At 67.0% G+C, this 22,895-nt stretch carries 21 protein-coding genes, 1 tRNA gene, 1 pseudogene and 2 riboswitches; of the genes and pseudogenes, 8 read left to right on the top strand and 15 right to left on the bottom strand.

Going from position 1 to position 22,895, the window contains the following annotated elements:
* Window positions 1–184 (bottom strand): annotated as a pseudogene (locus tag BJQ90_RS01770) (hypothetical protein); the annotation flags it as partial.
* 85 nt (window positions 185–269) lie between these two features.
* Between BJQ90_RS01770 and BJQ90_RS01775 the strand changes: the two are divergent.
* The 3 genes from BJQ90_RS01775 to BJQ90_RS01785 all read left to right on the top strand — a co-directional run bounded on the left by BJQ90_RS01775 (window position 270) and on the right by BJQ90_RS01785 (window position 1,257).
* Window positions 270–342, top strand: a tRNA-Arg gene (locus tag BJQ90_RS01775).
* 1 nt (window position 343) lies between these two features.
* Window positions 344–841, top strand: coding sequence for a DUF6314 family protein (locus tag BJQ90_RS01780; protein ID WP_226758600.1), 498 nt, complete (start codon window positions 344–346; stop codon window positions 839–841).
* Window positions 838–1,257, top strand: coding sequence for an NUDIX hydrolase (locus BJQ90_RS01785; protein ID WP_226758601.1), 420 nt, complete (start codon window positions 838–840; stop codon window positions 1,255–1,257). Before BJQ90_RS01780 ends, BJQ90_RS01785 begins: the two co-directional genes overlap by 4 nt.
* Here the strand turns inward: BJQ90_RS01785 and BJQ90_RS01790 are convergent.
* Window positions 1,254–3,167, bottom strand: coding sequence for an ABC transporter ATP-binding protein (locus BJQ90_RS01790; protein ID WP_226758602.1), 1,914 nt, complete (start codon window positions 3,165–3,167; stop codon window positions 1,254–1,256). The genes BJQ90_RS01785 and BJQ90_RS01790 overlap by 4 nt on opposite strands.
* Entirely contained in the window at window positions 3,164–4,834 is a 1,671-nt protein-coding gene (locus BJQ90_RS01795; RefSeq protein ID WP_226758603.1) for an ABC-F family ATP-binding cassette domain-containing protein, read from the bottom strand. The genes BJQ90_RS01790 and BJQ90_RS01795 overlap by 4 nt, the downstream gene beginning before the upstream one ends.
* Before the next feature lie 228 nt (window positions 4,835–5,062).
* Here BJQ90_RS01795 and BJQ90_RS01800 point away from each other — a divergent pair, with 228 nt between their 5' ends.
* Genes BJQ90_RS01800 through BJQ90_RS01815 form a run of 4 tightly spaced genes read left to right on the top strand, consistent with a single transcriptional unit; the run spans window position 5,063 to window position 8,045 of the window.
* Window positions 5,063–5,809, top strand: coding sequence for a hypothetical protein (locus BJQ90_RS01800; RefSeq protein ID WP_226758604.1), 747 nt, complete (start codon window positions 5,063–5,065; stop codon window positions 5,807–5,809).
* On the top strand, window positions 5,791–6,519 hold the full coding sequence (locus BJQ90_RS01805) for a hypothetical protein (protein WP_226758605.1): 729 nt from the start codon (window positions 5,791–5,793) through the stop codon (window positions 6,517–6,519). The genes BJQ90_RS01800 and BJQ90_RS01805 overlap by 19 nt, the downstream gene beginning before the upstream one ends.
* Before the next feature lie 10 nt (window positions 6,520–6,529).
* Window positions 6,530–7,264, top strand: coding sequence for a hypothetical protein (locus tag BJQ90_RS01810; RefSeq protein WP_226758606.1), 735 nt, complete (start codon window positions 6,530–6,532; stop codon window positions 7,262–7,264).
* 40 nt (window positions 7,265–7,304) lie between these two features.
* Window positions 7,305–8,045 carry a hypothetical protein gene (locus BJQ90_RS01815; protein WP_226758607.1) on the top strand — a complete coding sequence of 247 codons (741 nt, stop codon included), beginning with the start codon at window positions 7,305–7,307 and terminating at the stop codon, window positions 8,043–8,045.
* 272 nt (window positions 8,046–8,317) lie between these two features.
* Here BJQ90_RS01815 and BJQ90_RS01820 read toward each other — a convergent pair whose 3' ends face one another.
* The 9 genes from BJQ90_RS01820 to BJQ90_RS01860 all read right to left on the bottom strand — a co-directional run bounded on the left by BJQ90_RS01820 (window position 8,318) and on the right by BJQ90_RS01860 (window position 18,854).
* Window positions 8,318–11,341 carry an alpha-mannosidase gene (locus BJQ90_RS01820; protein ID WP_226758608.1) on the bottom strand — a complete coding sequence of 1,008 codons (3,024 nt, stop codon included), beginning with the start codon at window positions 11,339–11,341 and terminating at the stop codon, window positions 8,318–8,320.
* A gap of 104 nt (window positions 11,342–11,445) precedes the next feature.
* Window positions 11,446–12,321 (bottom strand): formate dehydrogenase accessory sulfurtransferase FdhD, encoded by an 876-nt coding sequence (fdhD, locus tag BJQ90_RS01825; protein ID WP_226758609.1) that lies wholly within the window; start codon window positions 12,319–12,321, stop codon window positions 11,446–11,448.
* A 76-nt stretch (window positions 12,322–12,397) separates the two neighbouring features.
* Window positions 12,398–13,828 carry a molybdopterin molybdotransferase MoeA gene (locus BJQ90_RS01830; RefSeq protein ID WP_226758610.1) on the bottom strand — a complete coding sequence of 477 codons (1,431 nt, stop codon included), beginning with the start codon at window positions 13,826–13,828 and terminating at the stop codon, window positions 12,398–12,400.
* Window positions 13,825–14,112: a DUF6457 domain-containing protein gene (locus BJQ90_RS01835; protein ID WP_226758611.1), complete on the bottom strand. Its 288-nt coding sequence runs from the start codon at window positions 14,110–14,112 to the stop codon at window positions 13,825–13,827. The genes BJQ90_RS01830 and BJQ90_RS01835 overlap by 4 nt, the downstream gene beginning before the upstream one ends.
* Window positions 14,096–14,818 carry a molybdenum cofactor guanylyltransferase gene (locus BJQ90_RS01840; RefSeq protein ID WP_226758612.1) on the bottom strand — a complete coding sequence of 241 codons (723 nt, stop codon included), beginning with the start codon at window positions 14,816–14,818 and terminating at the stop codon, window positions 14,096–14,098. The genes BJQ90_RS01835 and BJQ90_RS01840 overlap by 17 nt, the downstream gene beginning before the upstream one ends.
* 56 nt (window positions 14,819–14,874) lie before the next feature.
* Window positions 14,875–15,375 (bottom strand): HNH endonuclease, encoded by a 501-nt coding sequence (locus tag BJQ90_RS01845; protein ID WP_226758613.1) that lies wholly within the window; start codon window positions 15,373–15,375, stop codon window positions 14,875–14,877.
* 220 nt (window positions 15,376–15,595) lie between these two features.
* Window positions 15,596–16,354 (bottom strand): NlpC/P60 family protein, encoded by a 759-nt coding sequence (locus tag BJQ90_RS01850; RefSeq protein ID WP_226758614.1) that lies wholly within the window; start codon window positions 16,352–16,354, stop codon window positions 15,596–15,598.
* Window positions 16,355–16,663: 309 nt separating this feature from the next.
* A riboswitch (cyclic di-AMP (ydaO/yuaA leader) is annotated at window positions 16,664–16,823 on the bottom strand.
* 148 nt (window positions 16,824–16,971) lie between these two features.
* Window positions 16,972–17,793 (bottom strand): M23 family metallopeptidase, encoded by an 822-nt coding sequence (locus BJQ90_RS01855; RefSeq protein WP_226758615.1) that lies wholly within the window; start codon window positions 17,791–17,793, stop codon window positions 16,972–16,974.
* Between the two features lie 5 nt (window positions 17,794–17,798).
* Window positions 17,799–18,039, bottom strand: a riboswitch (cyclic di-AMP (ydaO/yuaA leader).
* Between the two features lie 119 nt (window positions 18,040–18,158).
* Window positions 18,159–18,854 (bottom strand): metal-dependent transcriptional regulator, encoded by a 696-nt coding sequence (locus BJQ90_RS01860; protein ID WP_226758616.1) that lies wholly within the window; start codon window positions 18,852–18,854, stop codon window positions 18,159–18,161.
* A 265-nt stretch (window positions 18,855–19,119) separates the two neighbouring features.
* On the opposite strand from BJQ90_RS01860, the gene serC reads away from it, so the two are divergent.
* Window positions 19,120–20,247 (top strand): phosphoserine transaminase, encoded by a 1,128-nt coding sequence (serC, locus tag BJQ90_RS01865; protein WP_226758617.1) that lies wholly within the window; start codon window positions 19,120–19,122, stop codon window positions 20,245–20,247.
* Window positions 20,248–20,322: 75 nt separating this feature from the next.
* Here serC and BJQ90_RS01870 read toward each other — a convergent pair whose 3' ends face one another.
* The 3 genes from BJQ90_RS01870 to BJQ90_RS01880 are packed head-to-tail and all read right to left on the bottom strand — an operon-like array spanning window position 20,323 to window position 22,781.
* Window positions 20,323–21,630 carry an MFS transporter gene (locus BJQ90_RS01870; RefSeq protein ID WP_226758628.1) on the bottom strand — a complete coding sequence of 436 codons (1,308 nt, stop codon included), beginning with the start codon at window positions 21,628–21,630 and terminating at the stop codon, window positions 20,323–20,325.
* 44 nt (window positions 21,631–21,674) lie between these two features.
* A complete protein-coding gene (locus BJQ90_RS01875; RefSeq protein ID WP_226758618.1) occupies window positions 21,675–22,388 on the bottom strand; it encodes a DUF3027 domain-containing protein in 714 nt (237 codons plus the stop codon).
* Between the two features lie 9 nt (window positions 22,389–22,397).
* On the bottom strand, window positions 22,398–22,781 hold the full coding sequence (locus BJQ90_RS01880) for a cold-shock protein (protein ID WP_226758619.1): 384 nt from the start codon (window positions 22,779–22,781) through the stop codon (window positions 22,398–22,400).
* Between the last annotated feature and the right edge of the window lie 114 nt (window positions 22,782–22,895).

Raw genomic sequence — 22,895 nt, forward strand, 5'->3', positions numbered from 1 at the left:
CGCTGATGTAGCCCGTCCGGCGGCTGTACGGCTCCTCCCCCGCCCACACCCCGATCACGGCAGCTTCCGCCACGAAATACTGCAGCACGCTGAGCAATGCCAGCGCGCCGGCATAGAACCTCGTGGACGGCAGATCCGGGAGGTAGATGATGTCCTTGGACGGCGAGTCAGCGCGGGCGGTCATGACAAGAGCGTAGTACGGCCCCTCACCTTGTATGCTTGTATCCGTGTCCGAACGGGCCGGCCCCGGCCGTCCAGCTCGGATGCCCGCCCTCGTAGCTCAGTGGATAGAGCACGGCTCTCCTAAAGCCGGTGTCGTTGGTTCGATTCCAATCGAGGGCACTTGAACTCCCAGTCCCCGGACGATGCTCCGGACTTCGATCTCCGCGCCTTCCTGCTGGGCAGCTGGACCGTGGAACGAACCCTCCTGGACAGGGCCACCGGGACGCAGGGATCCTTCACCGGCGTCGTCCGCTTCACCGAAACCGACGACGACGGCGGCCTCCGCCTCCGCGAAGAGGGCACCGTTGCCTGGGCGTCCGTTCCGGGCGGACCGGCCGGGACACCGTTCACCGGCCCGGCCAGCCGGGAGTACCTGCTCCGGCCCAGCGGCGCACCGGGCACGATGGACATGTTTTTCCCTGACGGCCGGCCGTTCCACCGCATGGGCTTCGGGCCGCGGAGCAGCCGGGACCAGCATTGGTGTGACCCGGACAGCTACCGCGTGAACTACACCAGAACCGGTCCGGATGAATTCCGCTACGAGTGGGATGTCACCGGGCCGGCCAAGGACCAGCTGCTCACATCGGTCCTGCGCCGCACCACGGACGCCGCGGCATGAACCCGCTCATCGTTGTCTCCGCGGTCTGCGTTTTCGACCCGGTCGGACGCCTCCTCACCGTACGCAAGCGGGGCACGGACAAGTTCATGCATCCCGGCGGCAAGCCCGAAGCGGGCGAAACCGCCGCCCAGACGGCCGCGCGGGAGCTGGCCGAAGAAGTCGGGATCGTGCTCGCCGCCGAAGAACTGGTGCTCCTGGGCATCTGGTTCGCCGACGCCGCCAACGAGGCCGCGACGCAGATCCAGGCCACGGTCTTCACTGCGCCGGGCGTGTGGAGCGCCCATCCATCCGCGGAAATCGCCGAGATCCGCTGGCTGGACCTGGCTGGTAAGCTGCCGGACGATCTCGCCCCGCTGCTCACCGACCACGTCCTGCCGGCCCTCGCGGGCCAGACCGGCGAGAGCCCGGCCGGTTAGAGCCCGGGAACGGCGTCTTCCGCAACGGCGCTGGCTTCGCTGAACTGGGTCCGGTACAGCTCGGCATAGCGGCCCTCGGCGGCCAGCAGCTCGGTGTGCGTTCCGCGCTCCACGATCCTGCCGTCCTCCACCACCAGGATGGCGTCGGCGGCGCGGATGGTCGAGAGCCGGTGGGCAATCACGACGGCGGTGCGGCCCTCGAGCGCCGCGCCGAGCGCCTCCTGGACGGCGGCTTCGTTGGTCGAGTCCAGGGCAGCAGTGGCCTCGTCCAGGATCACGACGCGCGGCTGCGCAATGAGCAGGCGGGCAATGGTGAGCCGCTGGCGTTCGCCGCCCGAAAGCCGGTAGCCGCGCTCCCCCACCACGGTGTTCAGGCCGTCCGGGAGCGAGCGGATCATGTCTTCCAGCCGGGCCTGCCGCAGGACATCCCACATGAGCTCGTCGCTGGCGTCCGGACGGGCCAGCCGCAGGTTGGAGGCGATGCTCTCGTGGAACAGATGCCCGTCCTGGGTCACCATGCCGAGGGTGTGCCGCATCGAATCGAAGGTGAGGTCCCGGACGTCCACCCCGGTCCCGGGGGTGGCCCCGCCGAAGCGGACGGCACCGGAATCGACGTCGTACAGGCGCGACAGCAGCTGCGCGATGGTGGACTTGCCGGCACCTGAGGAGCCCACGAGGGCGACGGTCTGGCCGGGTTCCACCCGGAAGCTGATGCCGTGCAGCACCTCTTCGCCGCCCCGGGTGTCCAGGGTTGAGACGTCCTCCAGCGAGGCAAGGGAGACTTTGTCCGCCGAAGGGTAGGAGAAGCTGACGTCGTCGAACTCCACGGACAACGGCCCGGGAGGCGATGACACCGCATCGGGCTTCTGTTCGATGAGCGGCTTGAGGTCCAGGATCTCGAAGACCCGCTCGAAGCTCACCAGGGCGCTCATGATCTCGACCCGGGCGTTGGAGAGCGCCGTGAGCGGCGCGTACAGGCGGGTGAGCAGCAGTGCCAGCACCACGACGTCGCCCGCGGCCAGTTGCCCCTGCAATGCCAGGAAGCCACCAAGGCCGTAGACCAGCGCGAGGGCCAGCGCGGAGACGAGCGTCAGGGCGGTCACGAAGGTGAACTGCAGCATCGCCGTCCGGATGCCGATGTCCCGCACGCGGCCGGCGCGGACCGCGAATTCCCGGGATTCCTCGTCGGGACGGCCGAAGAGCTTCACCAGGGTGGCGCCGGGAGCGGAGAACCGCTCCGTCATCTGGGTACCCATGGAGGCGTTGTGCTCCGCGGCTTCGCGGCGCAGGTCGGCCAGCTTGGAGCCCATCCGGCGGGCCGGGATGAGGAAGATCGGCAGCAGGATCATGGCGAGCACGGTGATGAGCCAGGACTTGCCCAGCATCACCACGAGGGTCAGCGCGAGCGCGACAACGTTGCTGACGACGCCGGAGAGGGTTCCGGCGAAGGCTGACTGCGCGCCGATCACGTCGTTGTTCAGCCGGCTCACCAGGGCCCCGGTGCGGGTGCGGGTGAAGAAGGCGATCGGCATCTTCTGCACGTGGTCGAAGACCTTGGTGCGCAGGTCCACGATCACGCCCTCGCCGATCGTGGAGGACAGCCAGCGGGTGACCAGCCCCAGCCCGGCTTCGGCGACGGCCACAATGGCGATCAGCACGGCCAGCCAGACCACGACGTCGGTGCCCGCCCCGGCGATGATCGCGTCAACGACCTGTCCGGCGAGGACCGGGGTGGCAACGGCCAGGACGGCCATCACGATGGACAGCAGCACGAAGGCGATGAGGTGGCCCTTGTGCGGACGGGCGAAGCTGAACACCCGCTTGAGTGTCTCCTTCGAGAACGGCTTCGAGCCGCTCGAGGCGCGCGTGATGTTGTAAAGGGAGCTCCAGGCTACCCGGTCCATGCTCATGTGTTGTTGCCTTTCGGGGCGGTGTGGCCCAGCAGCTCGGTGACGATGCCGCTATCCACGTTCCAGCGCGCGTCCAGGCGCACGTTTTCCAGCAGCCGGCGGTCGTGGGTGACCAGCAGCAGGGCGCCGTCGTAGCTTTCGAGGGCTTCCTCGAGCTGTTCGATCGCCGGGAGATCCAAGTGGTTGGTGGGTTCGTCGAGCACCAGCAGGTTCACGCCACGGGCCTGCAGCAGGGCCAGGGCGGCCCTGGTCCGCTCCCCCGGCGAGAGTGAATCCACCGGGCGGGAGGTGTGGTCCGCCTTGAGCCCGAACTTGGCCAGCAGGGTGCGGACCTCGGCCGGGGGCCGGTCCGTGAGCACGGCTTCGACGGCGTCTCCCAGTTTCAGGTCGCCGGCCAGCAGCCCGCGCGCCTGGTCGATCTCGCCGATGGCAACGGATGCGCCCATGGCGGCGTCGCCGGAATCAGGCCGCTGCACGCCCAGGAGCAGCCGGAGCAGGGTGGACTTGCCGGCGCCGTTGGGGCCGGTAATGCCGATCCGTTCCCCGGCATTGAGCTGCAGGTTCACGGGACCGAGTGTGAAGTCGCCCTGATGCACGACGGCGTCGCGCAGCGTCGCCACGACGGCACTGGAACGCGGTGCCTGGCCGATGCTGAACTGCAGCTGCCATTCCTTGCGGGGCTCGTCGACCTCTTCGAGCCGGGCAATGCGGGATTCCATCTGGCGGACCTTCTGGCCCTGCTTCTCGGAGGACTCGGTGCTGGCTGCGCGCCGGATCTTGTCATTGTCCGGGTTCTTCTTCATGGCGTTCCGGACTCCCTGGGAGCTCCACTCGCGCTGGGTGCGGGCACGGGAGACGAGATCGGCCTTGGTGTTGGCAAACTCTTCGTACCGTTCCCGGGCGTGCCGGCGCGCCACGGCCCGTTCCTCCAGGTAGGCCTCGTAGCCGCCGTCGTAGACGGCCACGGAGTTCTGTGCGAGGTCCAGCTCCACGATGGTGCTCACGCAGCGGGCGAGGAACTCACGGTCGTGGGAAACCAGCACCACGCCGCCGCGGAGTCCCTGCACGAACGCCTCGAGTTTGGCCAGTCCGTTGAGGTCCAGGTCGTTCGTGGGTTCGTCCAGGAGCACGATGTCGAAGCGGCTCAGCAGCAGGGCCGCGAGCGCCACGCGGGCGGCCTGTCCGCCGGAGAGCCCGGTCATGTCGGCGTCCTGCCCCACCTCGAGGCCAAGGTCGGCCAGGACGGCCGGGATGCGTTCGTCCAGGTCCGCGGCACCCGAGGCCATCCAGCGATCGAACGCGAGCGAGTAGTCGTCCTCGGAGCCGGGGGCGCCGCTGCCAAGGGCATCCGCTGCGGACTCCATGTCCAGGGTTGCCAGGGCGCAGCCGGTGCGCCGCGCGATGTAGCCGCCCACCGTCTCCCCGGCGATCCGTTCGTGCTCCTGGGGCAGCCAGCCGACGAACGCATCTGCCGGGGAAAGGCTGACGGTGCCTTCCTGCGGCTCGTCGACGCCGGCCAGCAGCCGCAGCAGGGTGGATTTGCCCGCGCCGTTGGCGCCGACGACGCCGACGACGTCGCCGGGCGCGACAGTCAGGGAGAGTTTGGAGAAGAGTGTGCGGTGGTCGTGACCACCGGAGAGGTCCTTGGCAACAAGGGTTGCAGTCATTAGTCCATTCTCTCACCGCCGCCCGCGGCAGGGCGCCAAGGGGCCCTCCAGGCGGCCCCTGACCGCCGGGCGTAGAAGAACCCGCTGGTCCGGACTTGGGGGGTGTACGGACCAGCGGGTTCGAGCATTTAGCATAGTTGAATCAGCACCTCCCGTAAAATCAACACAGTCACCGCTCCACCGAACGTCAGAAGCCGCACTTCCATTCGACTCTGCAGGAAGCCATAAATGCCCTTACCCGCCAAGGCGTTTCAACTCTGGCTCCATGGCGTTGCTCCCAACGAGAGCACCGCCGACATCTGCAGAATCTCCGGGATCAAGCGCACCACTCTCGCCCAGCAGCTGGTCCGCGGCAAGGTCGCGGAAACCACGCTTGTCAGCATCAGCCGGGCACTGAAGCGCAGCCCGCTGGACGACCTCGCCTCGTTTGACAGCTATGCGGAACTTGCGGGACCGCCGCGGCCGCCCACGCCGGCCGAACTCGTCAGCCAGATTGCCACCATGGATTTACTGCGGGCTGTCATTTCCCGTTCGTCCCCGGCATACGGCGGCTTCGGAGACGAGGGCAGTTCGCTGACGCCGGCGCTCGGCCCCGCCCCGCACGCCACCTCGGTCCGGAACTGGGTGGACTCGATCGACGACGGCGAATTGCGGCACCGGGTCTCGGCTGCCACCGGGGTCGCGCCGCAGAACTATTCGGCCCAGTTGACCGCTAACAGGCTTTCCCCGGAACTGGCCGTCGCAACCGCGCGCGCCGCGGGCGTAGGATTCACAGGCGGACTCGTCGCTACGGGCTTGATAACGGAAGCCGAGGCTGGCTGGCCCGCCCGGGCCAGGCAGGCAGCTTTGAACGGACTCTCCGATGGCGATCTCACGGCCCTGGCCGGCGAGCGGTTGCAGTCCCTCGGAAAGACCCTGCGCCGACAGGAACACGAACACGAACAAACTAAGAAGATATGGGAGAACCTCGGTTGATCGCGATCCTGCAGTGGACGACCCTTGCGGTCTGTGCCCTCGTGGCAATCGCGCGGATCCCGAGCGCCCTCCGGGGTCAGAACAGGTCTGTTTTCGGAGTTTTTGTCCTCGCCACCCTTGCCGTTCTGCTCAGCATCGACGTGAGCTACCAGGCCATCGATGCGTGGCTCGGTTCGGAGAACTACGCGAACCTCCTCCTGCGCTTTGTCGTCTACGTTACGGTGATGCTGGCCGGATACCGGATTGCGAGGGCTTTCGACGCCCGGAGGAGCGTCCGCCTCATTATCGGCCCCGTCGGTCTCGGAGTTCTCTCGGTTATTGGCATCGCGACCGTGGTCCTCTTCCTGTTGGCCGACACAGCGGGGTCCGTCACGGGGCTGGCCACCCTTCCCGCGAGGAGCCCGGAGAATGCGACGCTCATCGAAGGGTATGCGGCGGCGGGCCGCCTGTACCCGTCGTTCGTCGCAGCCTGCGTCCTGCCCGCCACCTACCTGGCCATCAGCCAGAGACTCCCCAGGGCCATCCGCATCGGTGCCCTCCTGCTGACAATCGCCTTCGCGGGCATGGCCCTCGGCTCCCTCTACCCCCTGATCCCGCCGGAAATCGGGTATGTGGAAGCCGTCATCAACTACACCTCGGTGTTGTGTCTTGCATTAGGGCTCGCTTTCGTCTGGATCTCCAGCCTGATGGCAAAACGCACGGACGAATAGGGTTGCCTCAATGATCGCGATCCTGCAGTGGACGACTTTGGCGGTCTGCGCCCTCGCTGCCATCACGCGTATCCCAAGCGCCCTCCGGGGCGAGAACAGGTCGTTGTTCACCATCTACGCGTTTGTTACGGCAGCAATCCTGTTGAGCATCGACGCACCGTATCTTGCCGTGGACGGGGTGCTGGGCGGCTTCAACCTGGCCAACCTGCTGCTGCGCTTCATCATCTTCGGCACGACCTTTGCGCTGGGGCTCAGGATCGCGCGCGGGTTCGGCGCAAAGGACGGCCTCCGGCTGATTACCGGGCCCTATGGGCTCGCATTCGCGGGAGCGGCATCAGCGGCGCTGGTGGTGGTCTTCCTGATGATGGACACGGCCGGTTCGTCCGCTGGGTTGGTCGCGGTGTACGCCAAAGACGCACGCAATGCCGCGCTCGTGGAATATTACGGCGCCGCCGGCCGGCTCTATCCCGCGTACGTCACGCTCGCCCTCCTGCCTGCCATGGTGCGGACGATCCGCAGCCGGCTGCCGGGCCTCGTGCGGCTCGGTGCTGGCCTGCTGGCAGTCGGTTCAGTGGCTATGACGCTGAGCCTCCTGTCCCCCGTCATTCCTCCGTCGCTGGGATATCTGCGGTTCATCTTCAGCTACGCCGCTATCTTGTGCCTTCTGGTGGGGCTTGCCGTGATCTGGGCGTCGAAGATCGTGGCAGCAAAGTCGCCGAGAGCGCACACTGGCTTGACCGGATAGCAGCTGTGGGCTGCGCCGCGGAGCGACAAGGGGAACCCATATGATGGCAACCCTGGAATGGGCGACGCTGGCTGTCTGCTGCGCGGCATTTCTCCTGCGTGCACCGGACGCTGTGCGCGGCCGCAACAGAACCGTTTTCGGAATCCTCTTCCTCGGGACATTGTGCAGCGTGCTCGCCGTGTCCGAACTCTACGAGATCGTGGACGGCGTCCTGGGCGGACGGAAGCTGACCAGCCTCATTCTGCGCTATCTCGTCTTTGCAACGGTCCTGCTCGTTGGGCTCCGTCTCACGCGGGGACTCGCCGCAGCCAGGGCCCACACCCTGATTGCCGGCGGAATCGGCCGGTGGGTGCTGGGGCTCAGCTGCCTGGCCGTGACGGTGACCTTCTTCCTGATGGGCACTTATACGTCACCGGACGGGCTTCAGGGCCTGGCCGGCGGCGAACGGAATGCGGCCCTGGAGTCGTATTTCGCGGCTGCCGGGCGCACCTATCCCGTATACGTCTCCCTCGTCCTGATGCCTCCATTGCTGGCGGCGGTCAGGAGCCGGCTGCCGCGCCTGGTCAGGGCCGGTGCCCTGCTGGTGCTGCTCGGCGCTTTCTTCGCGGTCATGACCTTTCCGGCCTCTTTCGCGCCGGAGACCTGGGGCGGAGCGCAGCACTTCGTCAATTATTCAGCGGCCCTGGGCTACGTCGTCGGCCTCGTCGTCTTCTGGTTTTCCGGGCTGATCTCGAACAAATCCAGTAACGGAAATGCAACATTACGTAAGGACCGCGGCTAGGCATTCACAAAATCATTAGAGCGTGAGAGAATCATGAATGTGTGAAAGCGGCAGTCGCTTCGTGAACGGGGACAATCCGTACGGAGCCGAGGCAGCCGCCCAAGCGCCATTGGGGGGATGAGTGGTAGCGGTCCAACTGGACCGCTCCCACTCAGCCTGTTTAACGGCCCATTCCTGCCTGTTTACCGGCCAATTGCCGCCGGTTTACCGGCCCATTGCCGCCGGAGAGTCTCCCGGCAGCCTTTTACCGGCCGCCGGCCCGGACCTCGGCCTCAGCGCACAAACCTCAGAGTCACCAGCTGGAAGGGCCGGAGCGCCAGTTCCGCCGAGTCCCCCGCCGCAGTAACGCCGGGCGCAGCCGCCGGACGTTCCAGCAGATCCACCGGGTGGACGCCGCTGACGCCGAAGTTGGCTCTCACGTGCCCAAGGGAACGCGCCCCCAGGGATTCGTAGACCCGCACGATCACATCGCCGGTGCCGTCCTCGGCGAGCTTCACGGCTTCAACGACCAGCGCCGGATTGGAAACCGTGAGGAGCGGTTCCACGCCGTGGGCGCCCTTGAGAACCCGGGGCGCCAGGTTCGTGCGGTAGCCCTCTTCGACCGCGTCGGCGATGCTGGCGCCGGGACGGATGGTGACGTTCAATTCGTGCAGGCCGCGGTCCGCACCGGGGTCCGGGAACTTGGGCGCGCGCAGCAGCGAGAGCCGCACGGTGGTGGTCGTCCCGCCGTCGCCCTCCCGGATAGACCGGGTGACGTCATGTCCGTACGTTGATGAGTTGGACAGCGCCACCCCGTAGCCGGGTTCGGCGACGTGAATCCACCGGTGGGCGCAGATCTCGAACTTCGCCGCCTCCCAGGAGGTGTTGAGATGCGTCGGGCGGAACACGTGACCGAACTGGGTCTCCGAAGCGGAGCGGTCGGCCCGGACGTCAAGGGCGAACCCAAGCTTGAGCAGCTTTTCGCTTTCCTGCCAGTCCACTGCCGTGGAAATCGTCAGGGACTCCGCCCCCGCCACCAGTGAGATCCGCTGTGTCACCGTCGAAGTGCCCGCCAGCCGTTCCACCACGACGGCGGCGTCCCCGCCACTGCGCTCCACTGCCACCGAGCGCGCAGCAGTCAGCCGGACGACGTTGCGGCGGTAGAAGGCGTCGATGTCCCAGGCATCCCATTCGTTGGGGGTGTCCCGGTGCAGTTCCAGCAGGTTCCCGAACTGCCCGGGGGCGATCGCATCGCGTCCGCTCGCGTGGTCGGTCAGGGATTCCAGCAGGCCATCGGCGTTGATGACGGCCCGGATGATCCCGTTGTCCAGGACGAAGCTGCCGGCTGCCTCGGTGACGAGCACCGGCTGCCCGGGCAGGACCGGCGGCGCGGCGGCGAGCGCGGCGACGCCTGTGCGCTCGTGCGGAGCGGCGTTGAGCAGGAAGTCAGTTTCGCCGGTGCCCAGCATCGCGCCGGCGGCGTCAGCGATGATCTCCTCGAGCTGCCTGGCGACGGCGGCGTAGTTCCGCTCGGCGTCCTGGTGCACCCAGGCGATGGAGCTGCCGGGAAGGATGTCGTGGAACTGCTGCAACAGAACCAGTCGCCAGAGCCGTTTCAGCTCTGCCGCCGGGTAGCTGTACCCGGTGCGCACGGCGGCCGTGGCGCACCAGAGTTCGGCTTCCCGCAGCAGGTGTTCGCTGCGCCGGTTGCCCAGTTTTGTCTTGGCCTGGCTGGTGTAGGTGCCGCGGTGCAGTTCGAGGTACATCTCGCCGACCCAGACCGGGAGCGCTTCGTACTCGGCCTGGGCCCGGGCGAAGAAGCTGGCGGCCGGGCCGATTTCCACTTTCGGCGACCCTTCAAGGTTCGCGGTGCGGCGCGCCGCCGCCAGCATTTCACGGGTGGGGCCGCCGCCGCCGTCGCCGAAGCCAAACGGGACCAGGGAGGTGGTGCCCCGGCCGTGGTCCCGGTAGTTCCGCTCGGCGTGGGCGAGCTCCCGGCCGCTGAGTTCGGAGTTGTAGCTGTCCACCGGCGGGAAATGCGTGAAGAGCCGGGTGCCGTCGATCCCTTCCCAGTCGAAGGTGTGGTGCGGCATCCGGTTGACCTGGTTCCAGGAGATCTTTTGGGTGAGGAACCACTTGCTGCCTGCGGCCTTGACGATCTGCGGCATGGCCGCCGAATAGCCGAAGGTGTCCGGAAGCCACGCTTCCTCGCACTCCACGCCGAACTCGGCCAGGAAGAAGCTCTTCCCCTCCAGGAATTGGCGGGCAATGGCCTCGCCGCCGGGCATGTTGGTGTCCGATTCGACCCACATGCCGCCCACGGGGACGAACTGTCCGGTATTGACCTTCTCCCGGATCCGCTCGAACAGCTCGGGGTACAGTTCCTTGGTCCAGGCGAGCTGCTGGGCAGAGGAGCACGAAAACACGAACCCCGGATCTTCGTCCATCAGGGCCACGACGTTGGAGAAGGTGCGGGCGCACTTGCGGATGGTTTCGCGGACGGGCCAGAGCCAGGCGGAGTCGATGTGCGCGTGGCCGGTGGCCAGCAGGTGGTGCGCCGAGGCGTAGGCGGGGCTCCCCAGGACACCGGCGAGGGCTTCCCGCCCAGCGCCTGCTGTGCCCGGAACGTCGTCGGGGTCCATGACGTCCAGCATCCGTTCCAGCGCGCGCAGGATTTCGTGACGGCGGGGCAGTTCCATCGGCAACTCGTGCATCAGGCCGCTGAGGGTCCAAATGTCCTGCTGCAGCTCCCAGACAGTCTGGTTGAGTTCGGCGATGACGATCCTGCCGAGCCGGTATTTCGGGTCGCTTCCTGAGGTCGCCTTGTCCCCGTACGGGGTGGCTGCGAAGGTCCAGCCCTGCGACAGATCGGGATTGGCGGCCGCCTCGACATAGAAGTCGACCGACATCCCGCTGCCCAGAAGCTTCAGCGGGATGTACTGGTTCCGCGGCGAGATGGCTTTGACGATGGTGCCGTCCGGGCGCCAGGCGATTCCTTCGCATTGAAAGCCGGGAAGGTCGCTGCTGAAGCCCAGGTCGACGATAATTTCGACGGAGGTGTCCGGCGCCGTACCCCAGGCGTCCGGAACCTGTCCCTGCAGGCGAAGCCATTTGGTGCTCCACGGCCGCCCCCAGGCGGCTCCGTGCTCCTGCGGTGTGAACTGCTGCCGGAGCGCCTCCAGGGCCGGCACCGGTTCATCCGGGACATCCCAGCTGCTGAGGGTGAGCGGCTCGCTGCGCGGATAGACCGCGGGGACGATGCGTTCGCGAATAAATCGGTCGAGCCGGACTTCCGTGAGACGGCGGTCGTCGTGCAATGTGTTCCTCTTAGCGCTGGCATGGATGACGCTGAAATGCATCCAATCGATGGATAAAACTTACTTTGCCGGCGGTCCCAAGCCAAGGGGGCACTCAGCGGCGTTTAGCCACCTACGGGTGCGGGCACGGCGCCCACGCGTCCGGCGCCCGTATAGACATTCAGCGACGTGCCGCGGCTGAACCCGGCCAGCGTGATTCCGCTCGCCTCGGCCAGTTCGACAGCCAGGCTCGACGGCGCGCTCACCGCGGCCAGAACCGGAATACCGGCCAGGGCCGCCTTCTGCACCAGTTCGAACGACGCCCGTCCGGAGACCTGGAGCACGGTGCCGCGCAGTGGCAGCATGCCTTCGCGGAGGGCCCAGCCGACCACCTTGTCCACAGCATTGTGGCGCCCCACGTCCTCACGCACGCACAGCAGTTCGGCGGAGCCGTCGTCGGCGATCCGGAACAGGCCGGCAGCGTGCACGCCGCCGGTGACGTCGAAAACGGCCTGGGCTTCCCGCAGCCGGTCCGGCAGGGACGCGAGAGTCGTGACGGGAACCATCAACGGGTCCTCGGCAGGGCTGAAATGCGAGGACTTGTGCACGGCGTCAATGGAATCCGTGCCGCAGATACCGCAGGAGCTGGAGGTGAACACGTTTCGCCCGATGTCCGGTCGGACGACGTCGGGCCTCAGCTGGGCTTCCACCACGTTGAATGTCTGGACGCCGTCCTCGTCTTCCCCGGCGCAGAACCGCAGCGAGACGAGCTGTTCGGGGCTCCAGATGATGCCCTCGGAGACGAGGAAGCCCGCCACGAGGTCAAAGTCATTCCCCGGGGTCCGCATGGTGACGGAAAACGACAGGCTGTCGAGCCGGATTTCCAGCGGCTCCTCGACGGCGAGCACATCCTCCCGGTGGCGGACCGGGAATTCGAGGGCCTGGGGCGACCCGTCCAGGACGTATTTATGCACCTTGCGGCGCTGTGTGACGCGGCCCATCAGGTACTCCTAACCAATATATCTCCATCATGGCAAGCACTGGGCCGGGTGGCCAGCGCGGGTTCAAGACCAGGTGCTACCCCAGCAGTTCACTCCAGTCCACGGGTCCGCCGTTTCCGGCAGGCTTCCGGGCAGGCCGCTTGGGGGCCGGCTTGTCCTTCGCCGCCGGAGGAGCGGGAAGGGACGCGCCCCAGGGAAGGGCGAAGGCCGGAACGAGTTCCCCCAGCTGCACTCCATGCGGCGGGACCACCAGGACACCGTCGGCTGCGGCAAGCCCGCGCATCATTCCCGGACCGGTGTGCTGCGCCGGGGAGGCCATGCCGTAGAGCAGCCGAAAGGGCATCAGCCGGGTCCGGCCGGGGTCGGGCTCGATCATGGATCCGCAGGGTACCCCGGTGACCTGAGGCAGCGTCCGGTGTCCCAGTGCCGCCAGGAGCGGGGCGCCGATGGTCGACAGGGCCATCATGGCGGCCAGCGGGTTGCCCGGCAGCCCGATGATGAACCTGCCATCCGGCAGTTCCGCCAGGACGGCGGGATGACCTGGCCGCATGGCGATGCCGTCGATGAGCAGACGGCCGCCGAGCTCGGCGACGGAGCGCCGCAGGTGGTCGGTGCCGGACCGGCCGGTGCCGCCCGTGGTGATCACGACGTCGGCGGGCAACGGCTCGGCGGCGGAACGGCCGGGAAGCTGCCCCGCGGCAGCTTCCGCGATGTCCTCCGCCGGTTCGGGGTCCTCGAGCGCGGCAAGCCACTCAGCATAGCTGTCGCCAATTTTTGTTTCACCGGTGCAGATTCCGCCGAGCATTTCCACGACGCCGGCGAGCTGGGGACCGAAGGTGTCGCGCACTTCCCCGGGCTGCGGGATCCCCGCTGTGACCACCTCGGAGCCGGTGAAGACCAGCCGGACGATTGCTTTGCCCACCACCTGGAGGCTGTCGTGACCGGCGAGGGCCGCCAGCGCCAGGTGGGCGGGGTTGAGCAGCGTGCCGCTCTTGATCAGCACTTCCCCGGCGGCGGCTTCCTGCGCGGCTTTCCGGATATGTTCGCCGTTCCGCGGCTCACCGGGCTTGGCGCCGCCGGCAAGCTGCAGTACCGGCAACCCCTCCTCATCGCTGGCGATGGTGCCGCTTTCGCTGCGCAGCACGGCCTTCGCCCCGGGAGGAATCAGCCCGCCCGTGACGATCGGGCTGGCCTGATGGGGCGCCAACCGCTGGCCGGGTTCCGCGAGAATCCAGGGTGCGCTGCCGTTGACCGCCCAGCCGTCCATGGCGGAGGAGGCGTAGTGCGGCAGGTCCACGAGCGCTTCCACATCGGTGGCAAGCGTCCGCCCCAGGGCCTCGCGCAGGGCGACGGGGGCAGCGGGAATGGGAGTTGCGCAGTCGAAGGCAAGCTGCCAGGCCTCCTGCCAAGTGTGTGCGAGGTGCCGGTGCGGCGCGTCGGGTTCCGCGCCGGACGCAGGCTCAACCCCGGCGGCAGCTGCGCCGCCGTGAGGGGGTGCAGGCGTCATGCCCCGGAGGCTTCGCTGGCCGCGTAGTCCGTGGCGAGTTTGCGGGCTACGCCCATCGCGGCCTGCATGGAAACGGCATCCGTGGCCTGTCCGGAGCCGGAGGCCAGGCCGGCCGCGAAGCCGGCGATGAACGTCGTCAATGGAGCGGCCGGGCGCACCACAGAGTGCGCTGCCACACCGGCGAGGGCCAGGACCTCGTTCACGTCAACCTCGACGTCTTCCAGTTCCAGGGCCTGAAGCAGGGCACGGCACCAGTCTTCCAGCGTTTCATCCTGGCTTTTCACCGTTTGCCTCCAAGGTCGAGTTCAGCTGGGGAGTCCCGGGCCGGATGCCGGATTGGCGGCCGCGGTCATGGCTGTCGTTGCCACTCCCGCCGAACGGGCGGGTCACCCCTAATGCGGACGCATCGTCCCAAGTATCCACATCATCGGTGGACCCCTCGGGGACGCTGACCTCCCGCACCTCCAGCCTAGCAAGAAGGGAGAACACCGAAGCGTTTTCAAGCGTGCCGCGCTGGGCTGCCTCGGCGATGCGCCGTTGTAGCGCGGCTGTGCCATATAGGGCCACCAGGGGCTGCCGGCGTCCGTCAGCGGACACTGCCACCAGCCCGTCCACCGGGGGAACTCCCGCAGCGGCCTCCAGCAGCACCCGGACGGCGTCGCCCGCCCGTGGCATGTCGCAGGCCAGGACCAGGGTGTACGGTGCGGCAACACGGTGGCGGGGGTCCCGGCCGCGGTCCTGTGCCAGAGCGGAAAGCCCGGCTGCGATGGCGGCGGCGGGTCCGGCGTACGGCGGGTCCTCCCGGCAGCTCAGAACACCTTGGGGCAGCACCCCCGGGTCGGGCCCGACGACGGCGGTTGACGCCGCGGCACGGGCTGCCAGCAGGGCGCGCCCGAGGAGGGTAACACCGTCGTGCATCAGCCCGGACTTGGGCACGCCGCCCAGGCGGGAGGACCTCCCGCCGGAAAGAATGACAGCATCAAATTCCACCCGCCCAGCCTAACGCGGTCCGGGGGATATCCCGGATCACAGGATGGGGGCCTGCTTCAGGCCGCGGATTCCGGCAGCAGGAAAGGGTCCCAGGCCGGCGTCGGCTTCTCAAGTTCCTTGATCTGCCAGGTTGTGCCCCGTGGCGGCGCGGGGGTGAAGCTGAGCTTCCACCCCATCTCCCCCGGCGTGTGGTCACCCTTGGCGTTGTTGCACCTCAGGCAGGCAGCGACGAGATTCTCCCAGGAATCCGCACCGCCCCTGGATTTGGGCTGGACATGATCGATGGTGTGGGCAGCTTTGCCGCAGTAGGCGCAGCGTTGTCCGTCCCGGCGGAGCACCCCCCGGCGGCTGACCGCCGTGACGGTGTTGTACCGGGGCCTGATGTAGCGATTCAACAGAATCACCGAGGGACGGCCCAGGACGTCCTGCGGTCCGACGACAGGATCGTCGCCCTCCGCCACCACGCTGGCCTTCCCGGTCAGCACAAGGACGAGCGCCCGGCGGAAGGTCACAACCGCCAGCGGTTCATATCCAGCATTCAGAACGAGAGTGCGCATCCGCATACCTCTTCACGGCCGCACCCGCCAGGGGCACGAGGGCCGGCTGCCCTCTGCATGGTCGGGCTATGGATCGACAAAACAAGAGTAAACACTGAGGTGCCGTTTCACCGAATTTTTTTGCCGGCCCGGGGCGGTGCCGGCTGAAGTTCACTCTCCGGCAGCACAAAGGACCCCCGCCAGATGGCGGGGGTCCTTGGTGTTAGTGCCAGGTGAAGTCTTAGCCGCCGACGCGGATGAAGACCGGACCGGAGCCGACGTTGACGGTCTGCAGGGACGTGGTCCCACCGTTCCAGCCGCCGTGGACGGCCATGCCGTTGCCGACGTAAACAGCGATGTGGGCCATGCCCGAGCCACCGTTCGCGTAGTACGCCAGGTCGCCGGAGCGTGCCTCGGCAGCGCTCACGGTGCGTCCCAGGGACAGGTAACCTGCCGGCCAGCCGTGGTAGTTGATGCCCGCAGCAGCCAGCGCGTTCGTGGCGAGTGCGGTGCAGTCCTGGCTGATGCCGATCTGGGCGTAGGCAGCCGCGGCGATCGTGGCGCCCATGCCGCTGGCGACGGCCAGTGCCGGGGTGGCCGCGGTGGCGGTGGTAGCGCCGGCCTTCGTGCCTGCGGCCGGTGCGGCGGCGGGGGTTTCCTGCACCTTGACGACGGGCTTCGGGGCCTCGACGACGGGGGCCGGGGACGTGGTGACGGCCGGCTTCTCGTAGGAGATCGCAATGGTCGAAGCAGCCGAAATGGTCGCCGGGGAGGCCGACTGGACTTCCAGCGTGGAAGCGGAAGTGGAGTCGCGCTGGATGTTGGTCTCAGCAGCGTTGGCCGCGATACCGCTGGTCAGGACGAGGCCGGATGCAGCTGCGATAACTGCAGCCTGGCGACCCATGCCGCCGGCGTTGTCGCCGACAGCTTTGGCAATGACGGCCAGCGAGTTGGTCTTGGTGACCTCGGCGCGGTGCCGTGCGTTTGCACGAGTAGTCATTAAGTTCTCTCTTTCGTGATCCTGGGTCCGCGCTTTTCAGGCGCGGGCTGAGGACGCTCCGGCATCTTGGGGGTACGCCGGATCGCCCCGAAATGGGTTACTTAGCGAAGGGTGTACTGCGAAGACGCGCCAAAAGCGGGAACTGCGTGCAGGTGCTTGGCCTGCGGGCCGGTCTCAGCAGAAATTGAGACGGCGGCATGGAATCCGTTCCGGGCACCGAAAAGGGCGGTACGGACATTGGATTCCAGCGGGCTCGTTAGAGCCGCGCAAGCGCGGTGACGCGCAGCATTGTGGCGTGAAGACACGAAAGTAGCCTCTCCCAATGCCTGCGAGGTGAGCTGTCGGATTCGGATGGGAGTCACCCGGCCGCGCTGCTTCCTGGGAAGCTTTTGCGACTTAACCCCAAGGTCTTCTTGCGAAGACCAAAATTGGTTCCCCCGCCCCTGCCAGACGATGTCATGCGAACGGACCTTGAGCGGTGGCAGAGCTAGGCAATCCACTCAAGAGCGCCAACTTCGGAAAAGTTGGCGTAGGTCAAACGGTACAGCAGTTGGGGCGCAATGTCACATTCAGATCACGGCATGCCACAAGAATGCGAGAGCGCCCCATCAGCTTTGTTAGAGCCAGCCGGTCGGGTCAACGACTTCGCCGTTGACCATGACCTCAAAGTGAAGGTGGCAGCCTGTGGAGGCGCCGGTGGTTCCACTCATCGCCACGACATCGCCGCGGGAGACCTTCTGGCCAACCTTGACGCTGGCCGAGGACAAGTGGTTGTAGGTGGTCTCCAGGCCGTTGCCGTGGTCGATCACCACCCGGTTTCCGCCGCCGTAGGGATGCCATCCGTTGAAAGTAACGGTGCCGCTTGCGGCCGCATGGACGGCCGTGCCGCACTGGGCAGAGTAGTCCTGGCCGCGGTGGAACTCCCCGGCGCCGCCGGTGATGGGGCTGACGCGGTAGCCGAAGGGCGACGCGGTCTTCATCACGTCCAGTGGCGCCCCGAGGGTGCCGGCGGAGGCCGCCCGGGTGATCGAGCCGACGGATTGGGCGCTCAGCAACTGCTTGAGCTTTCCGTCCGGGTCACCCTGGGTGGTGACCGCGGTGCGGTTGAAGTCGATCTTGGCCTCGGCGGCGGTGACGTCCGGCTGGACGGCGGCGGAAATGGATCCAGAGGCGGATGCGGCGTCCGTAGCCATGACAGGTCCCGTGGCGGGCACGGTGACAGTGAGGACCAGTCCCGTGGCGGCCAGGGCGATGCCGGCCTTTTGCCCGACGCCGCTGGCGGCGGCGAAATCGGTTACCTGGCGGAACGGACTGCGGCGGCCTCTGCGTTCATCACGGTGCGCGTCACGCGGGCGGTCTGCCAGGACGGCGACGGCCGGACGCGGCTCCGGAGCGGGACCGGTCGCACGACGGCGGCCCTTGGCGGTCTGGGTGGTCAAGAACGGTTTCCTCTCTGGAGAGCCTGCGGAGTTAGCTGTCGGATTCGGGTCAGAGAGATCAAAGACCCGGCCCGCCGTAGCAAGCACCCAGGCACAGGGACATCCAAAGGAGTCCCCCGGTGGAGTGTGCTTGCCGCTGACGGACTTCACCCCAAGGCTGTTGAACAGCCGGAAGTGGTTCCCCCGCCCCTGCCAGAAAGGTGACTCTGGGACTGATCCGCTGGCAGAGCTCGGCTCGGATCAGATAACGCTTTGGTATCGGTAATGGCTTTCAACTATAGGCGATGAAGCCGTCGAGAGATAAATCCGTTATCGAATCTGTGTACAACTCATGGGTCGTCCCATGAGCGGATGACTAGCGAAGATTAATCGACGGTAACAAAGACGTGGGCAGCAACCTCGGGCGGGAGTTCCAGTGCGCCCTCGATATCCGGCACCCGCACCGAGATGTACTCCCCCACCCGCTCCAGTGACACCGATGCGCCGGGGCGGATGCCGCCTTCGTCGAGCTGGACCAGCAGTTCCGGTTCGACCTGGATGGGTTCGGCCAGCCGGCTGACCCTGACCCGGGAATCCGGCCCGTAGCCGGACATGGCCTCGAGCAGGTTCACGACGCCGTCCAGGGGCGGCTGGGACGGCAGGCCTCCCAGTTCGGCGAGGCCGGGAATCGGGTTGCCATAGGGCGAAACGGTGGGGTGGTTGAGCAGGTCGAAGATCCGCCGCTCCACCCGTTCGCTCATCACGTGTTCCCAGCGGCAGGCTTCCTCATGGACATACGCCCAGTCGAGCCCGATCACATCGGCCAGCAGACGTTCGGCAAGACGGTGCTTGCGCATGACTTCGATGGCACGTTTCCGGCCGGTTTCCGTCAGTTCAAGGTGCCTGTCGCCGGAAACAACCACCAGTCCGTCGCGCTCCATGCGGCCAATGGTCTGGGAAACAGTCGGGCCCGAGTGGCGGAGCCGCTCGGCGATGCGGGCGCGGAGAGCGACAATGTTCTCTTCTTCAAGTTCCAGAATGGTCCGAAGATACATCTCGGTTGTATCGATCAGATCCGTCATTCAGCTCAGCTCCTCGAGCGCCGTCCTTGCATGATTCCCACCGTACCGCGTGCTGCTGGCGCCCTGGCGGGGTCTGCCGTACGTTCGCAGGACAGCTTAGCCTATTTTGAATTTGTCCGGATAATCTCAATGACCGGACTGTGACGGGCGCTTTTGCCTCGCCTGCCGGGCAGTCAGGCAGAATGAAACGCAAGGCTCCGCTGCAGCCACCTGCCGGGCCATCTCCTGAGCCGCACCCTAGTACCTGCCGAAAATTGGAGCCACTGTGAGCGACACCAGCATCACGATTCCCGCAAACCTCCTTCCCAAGGACGGCCGGTTCGGCGCCGGACCCTCCAAGGTCCGCCCGGAGCAGCTGGAAGCCCTCGCAGCGGCTTCGAAGCTCCTGGGAACCTCCCACCGCCAGGCGCCGGTCAAGAACCTCGTGGGCTCGGTCCGGAACGGGCTCAGCCAGTTCTTCCGGGCGCCGGACGGCTACGAGGTCATCCTCGGCGTCGGCGGATCGACCGCGTTCTGGGACATCGCCAGCTTCGGCCTGGTCGACAACAAGGCACAGCACTTGTCCTTTGGCGAGTTTGGCTCGAAGTTCGCCTCCGCAACCAACAAGGCACCCTTCCTCGCGGACTCCTCCATCATCAAGTCCGAGCCGGGCACCCGCCCGGCAGCGCGGGCCGAAGCCGGCGTCGATGTCTACGCCTGGCCCCAGAACGAGACGTCCACGGGCGTTGCCGCTCCGGTCCAGCGTGTGGCCGGCGCCGACGCGGGCTCCCTCGTCCTGGTGGACGCCACCTCGGCTGCCGGCGGGCTGGATGTTGACGTCGCCGAAGCGGACGTCTACTACTTCGCCCCGCAGAAGAACTTTGCGTCCGACGGCGGCCTGTGGCTTGGCCTGTTCTCCCCCGCAGCACTGGAGCGCGCGGCGCGGATCAAGGCCGGCGGACGCTGGATCCCGGACTTCCTGGACCTTCAGACCGCGATCGACAACTCGCGGCTGAACCAGACCTACAACACCCCCGCGCTGGCCACGCTCGTCACCCTGGACGCCCAGGTGCAGTGGCTCAACGCGAACGGCGGACTGGACTTCGCCTCGGCACGGACCGCGGATTCCGCCGGCCGCATCTACCGCTGGGCCGAGGCTTCGGAGTACGCGACCCCGTTTGTGGCGAAGGCTGAGGAACGTTCCAACGTCATCGCGACGATCGACTTCGAGGACTCCATCGATGCCGCTGCGATCGCGAAGGTGCTCCGCGCCAACGGCGTTGTGGACACCGAGCCGTACCGCAAGCTGGGGCGCAACCAGCTCCGGATCGCGACCTTCGTGGCCATCGAGCCCGACGATGTGTCCGCGCTGCTGGAATGCATCGACTTCGTCGTGGGCGAGCTGAAAAAGTAGCTCCCCGCCCAACACTGAGCGCTGAAGCGTCAGCGATCGACAGCGGGCATCAGTGTTCGACGGCGTCGTCCGGTGTTATTCCCCGGCGGCGCCGTCCGCGTTGCGGCCGTCGGCGCTCCGGGGCCCGGCTGACACGACGCGGAAGTAGCGCAGCCCGCGGGCGCGGCGGTCGAACCGGATCCGCAGTTGCCTGGCCCGGACGATCCACACGAGCCCGATCAGGGCCGCGATCAGGCCGGAGGCCGCCGCGACGCACAGGGACCAGCGCGGGCCGGCGACGTTTGCGACCCAGCCCACGAACGGCGCCCCGATGGGCGTGCCGCCCATGAAAATCGCCATATAGAGCGCCATCACCCGGCCACGCATCACAGGGTCGGTGGTCGTCTGGACGTAGCCGTTGGCGCTCGTCAGCATGGTGATGGCGAAGAGTCCCACCGGAACCAGGGCCGCACCGAACCAGAAGTAGTTGGGGGCCAGCGCGGCGATGCCCGCGGTCACGCCGAAGGCTCCGGCCGCACCGAATATGATCCGCAGCCTGGGCTTTTGGCGTCCGGCGGACAGCAGGGCCCCGGCGACGGAGCCAATGGCCATAATGGAATTCATCAGGCCGAAGGCGCTGGCGTCCAGGCCGAATTCCGTGCCGACCATGGCCGCGATGAACAGCACAAAGTTCAGTCCCAGGGTGCCTACGATGAAGACCGCGACCAGCACCACCACGATGTCGGGCCGGAACCGCACATAGCGCAGCCCCTCCCGGATCCGTCCCTTGCCGGCCGCGGCCCGGGGCAGCTGGCGCAGCGATGCCGAGGGAATCCGCCACAGGCTCAGCAGCAGTGCTACGAAGGTCAGGGTGTTGATCAGGAAGACCCAGCCGGGTCCGACAGCGACCGTGAGGACGCCGGCGACGGCGGGCCCGATCATCCGGGCCACATTGAAGGAGGCGCTGTTGAGCGCCACCGCGTTGGGGAGATAATCGTCGCGGACCAGTTCGGAGACGAACGTCTGCCGCACGGGGGCATCGAGTGCGGAGACAACGCCGAGCAGCAGGGCGAAACCGTAGACATGCCACAGTTGCGCGGCCCCGGAAATCACGAGGATGCCAAGTCCCGCGCTCAGCACCGCCATCGCCGACTGGGTCAGGACCAGCAGCTGCTTGCGGTTGAAACGGTCCGCCACCAGCCCGGCCACGGGGGCGAGGAAGAGCTGGGGCCCGAGTTGCAGGGCCATGGTGATGCCCATGGCGCTGGCGTCGTGTTCGGTCAGGTGGTCAAAGACCAGCCAGTCCTGGGCAGTGCGCTGCATCCAGGTCCCGATATTGGAAATGATCGCCCCGATGAACCAGATCCGGTAGTTCAGGATGTGCAGGGACTTGAAGGTGGACATCATGTCCAGACCTCACAGTGCAGCGCCCCGGATGGTTCCAACCGCTAGTCAGCCTGCGCTGCGGGCAGCCCGTCGGCCGGACCGTCGTCGGAGTCGGAGTCGTCGGAGTCGTCGGAGTCGTCGGAGTCATCGTCGTCAACATCGTCGGCGTCGTATTCATCGCCGGCACCGTCCGCGTTGCCGTCGGCGTCGTCCGAATCGTCTTCCGGCGCCTCGCCAGCCGCGAAGCCGGCGTCTAAATTGTCCCCGGCATCCCCGGTTACCCCGGCAGTCTGCAGGGGTGCCGGGCTTGCGGGCTCCGCGGGTTCTTCCTCGCCCTGTTCATCGCCGGGGCGGACCCGTTCGGCCCACGGGATCCATTCGGGCGCCAGGATCGAATCCTCGGAGGGCAGCAGGCCCAGCTCATCGACCGTAACGATCTTGGCGCGCGAGTTGCGCGTGAGCACGGCGTACCAGGTCCAGCCGCCGTAACCGGCCAGCTTCGATTCGAAGAGGTGCGTGACCAGGCGGTCGCCTTCGCTCTTGGCGGCCAGGTGCCCGCCGATCTGCTCGGCCGGGGCGATGCCCTCCAGGGCGGCACGGGCGACGTCGACGGCGGCGGCCAGGAACGCGTCGGGCTTGCCGGTGCGCCAGAGGGGGACGCCGGCGCGGGGCTTGGATCCCTCTTTGGCCCCGGCTTTCTTGTCCCCTGCGCTCGTATCCCCGGCGGCAGTCTTGTCCCCGGCAGGGGATGCGGTCTGATCAGTTTCCGGAGTCATCGCCGAAACCTACGCGTCCAGCTCGTCGGCAACCTTACGCAGGGCGACGGCGATCGCCTTGCCCTTGTTGCCTTCCGGGTATTTGCCCGCGGACAGCGTGCCGGACAGGTTGTCCAGAACGGAAACGAGGTCCTGCACCAGCGGGGCAAGGTCTTTCGCGCTGGGCCTCTTGGCTTTGGCGATGGAGGGCGTCTTGTCCAGCACGCGCAGGCCCAGGGCCTGGGCGCCCTTGCGGCCGTCAGCCACGCCGAATTCGACCCGGGTGCCGGCCTTTAGCTCGGCCACGCCCTCGGGCAGCGCGGACTTGGGCAGGAAGACTTCCTGACCATCCTCGCCTGCGAGGAATCCGAAGCCCTTTTCCTTGTCATACCACTTGACCTTGCCGGTAGGCACGTAATCAACCTTCTTCGTTCTGCTGGTGACACGGCCGGCGGCCACCGCATCCGCATGGATATGCGGGTTCAGGGTATGGCCGCCCGGACCGTATTGGTCTGTTCCTTCAAGGTT

Origin of the sequence: Arthrobacter sp. SO3 (assembly GCF_020532825.1) — a bacterium.
Taxonomy (GTDB): Bacteria; Actinomycetota; Actinomycetes; order Actinomycetales; family Micrococcaceae; genus Arthrobacter.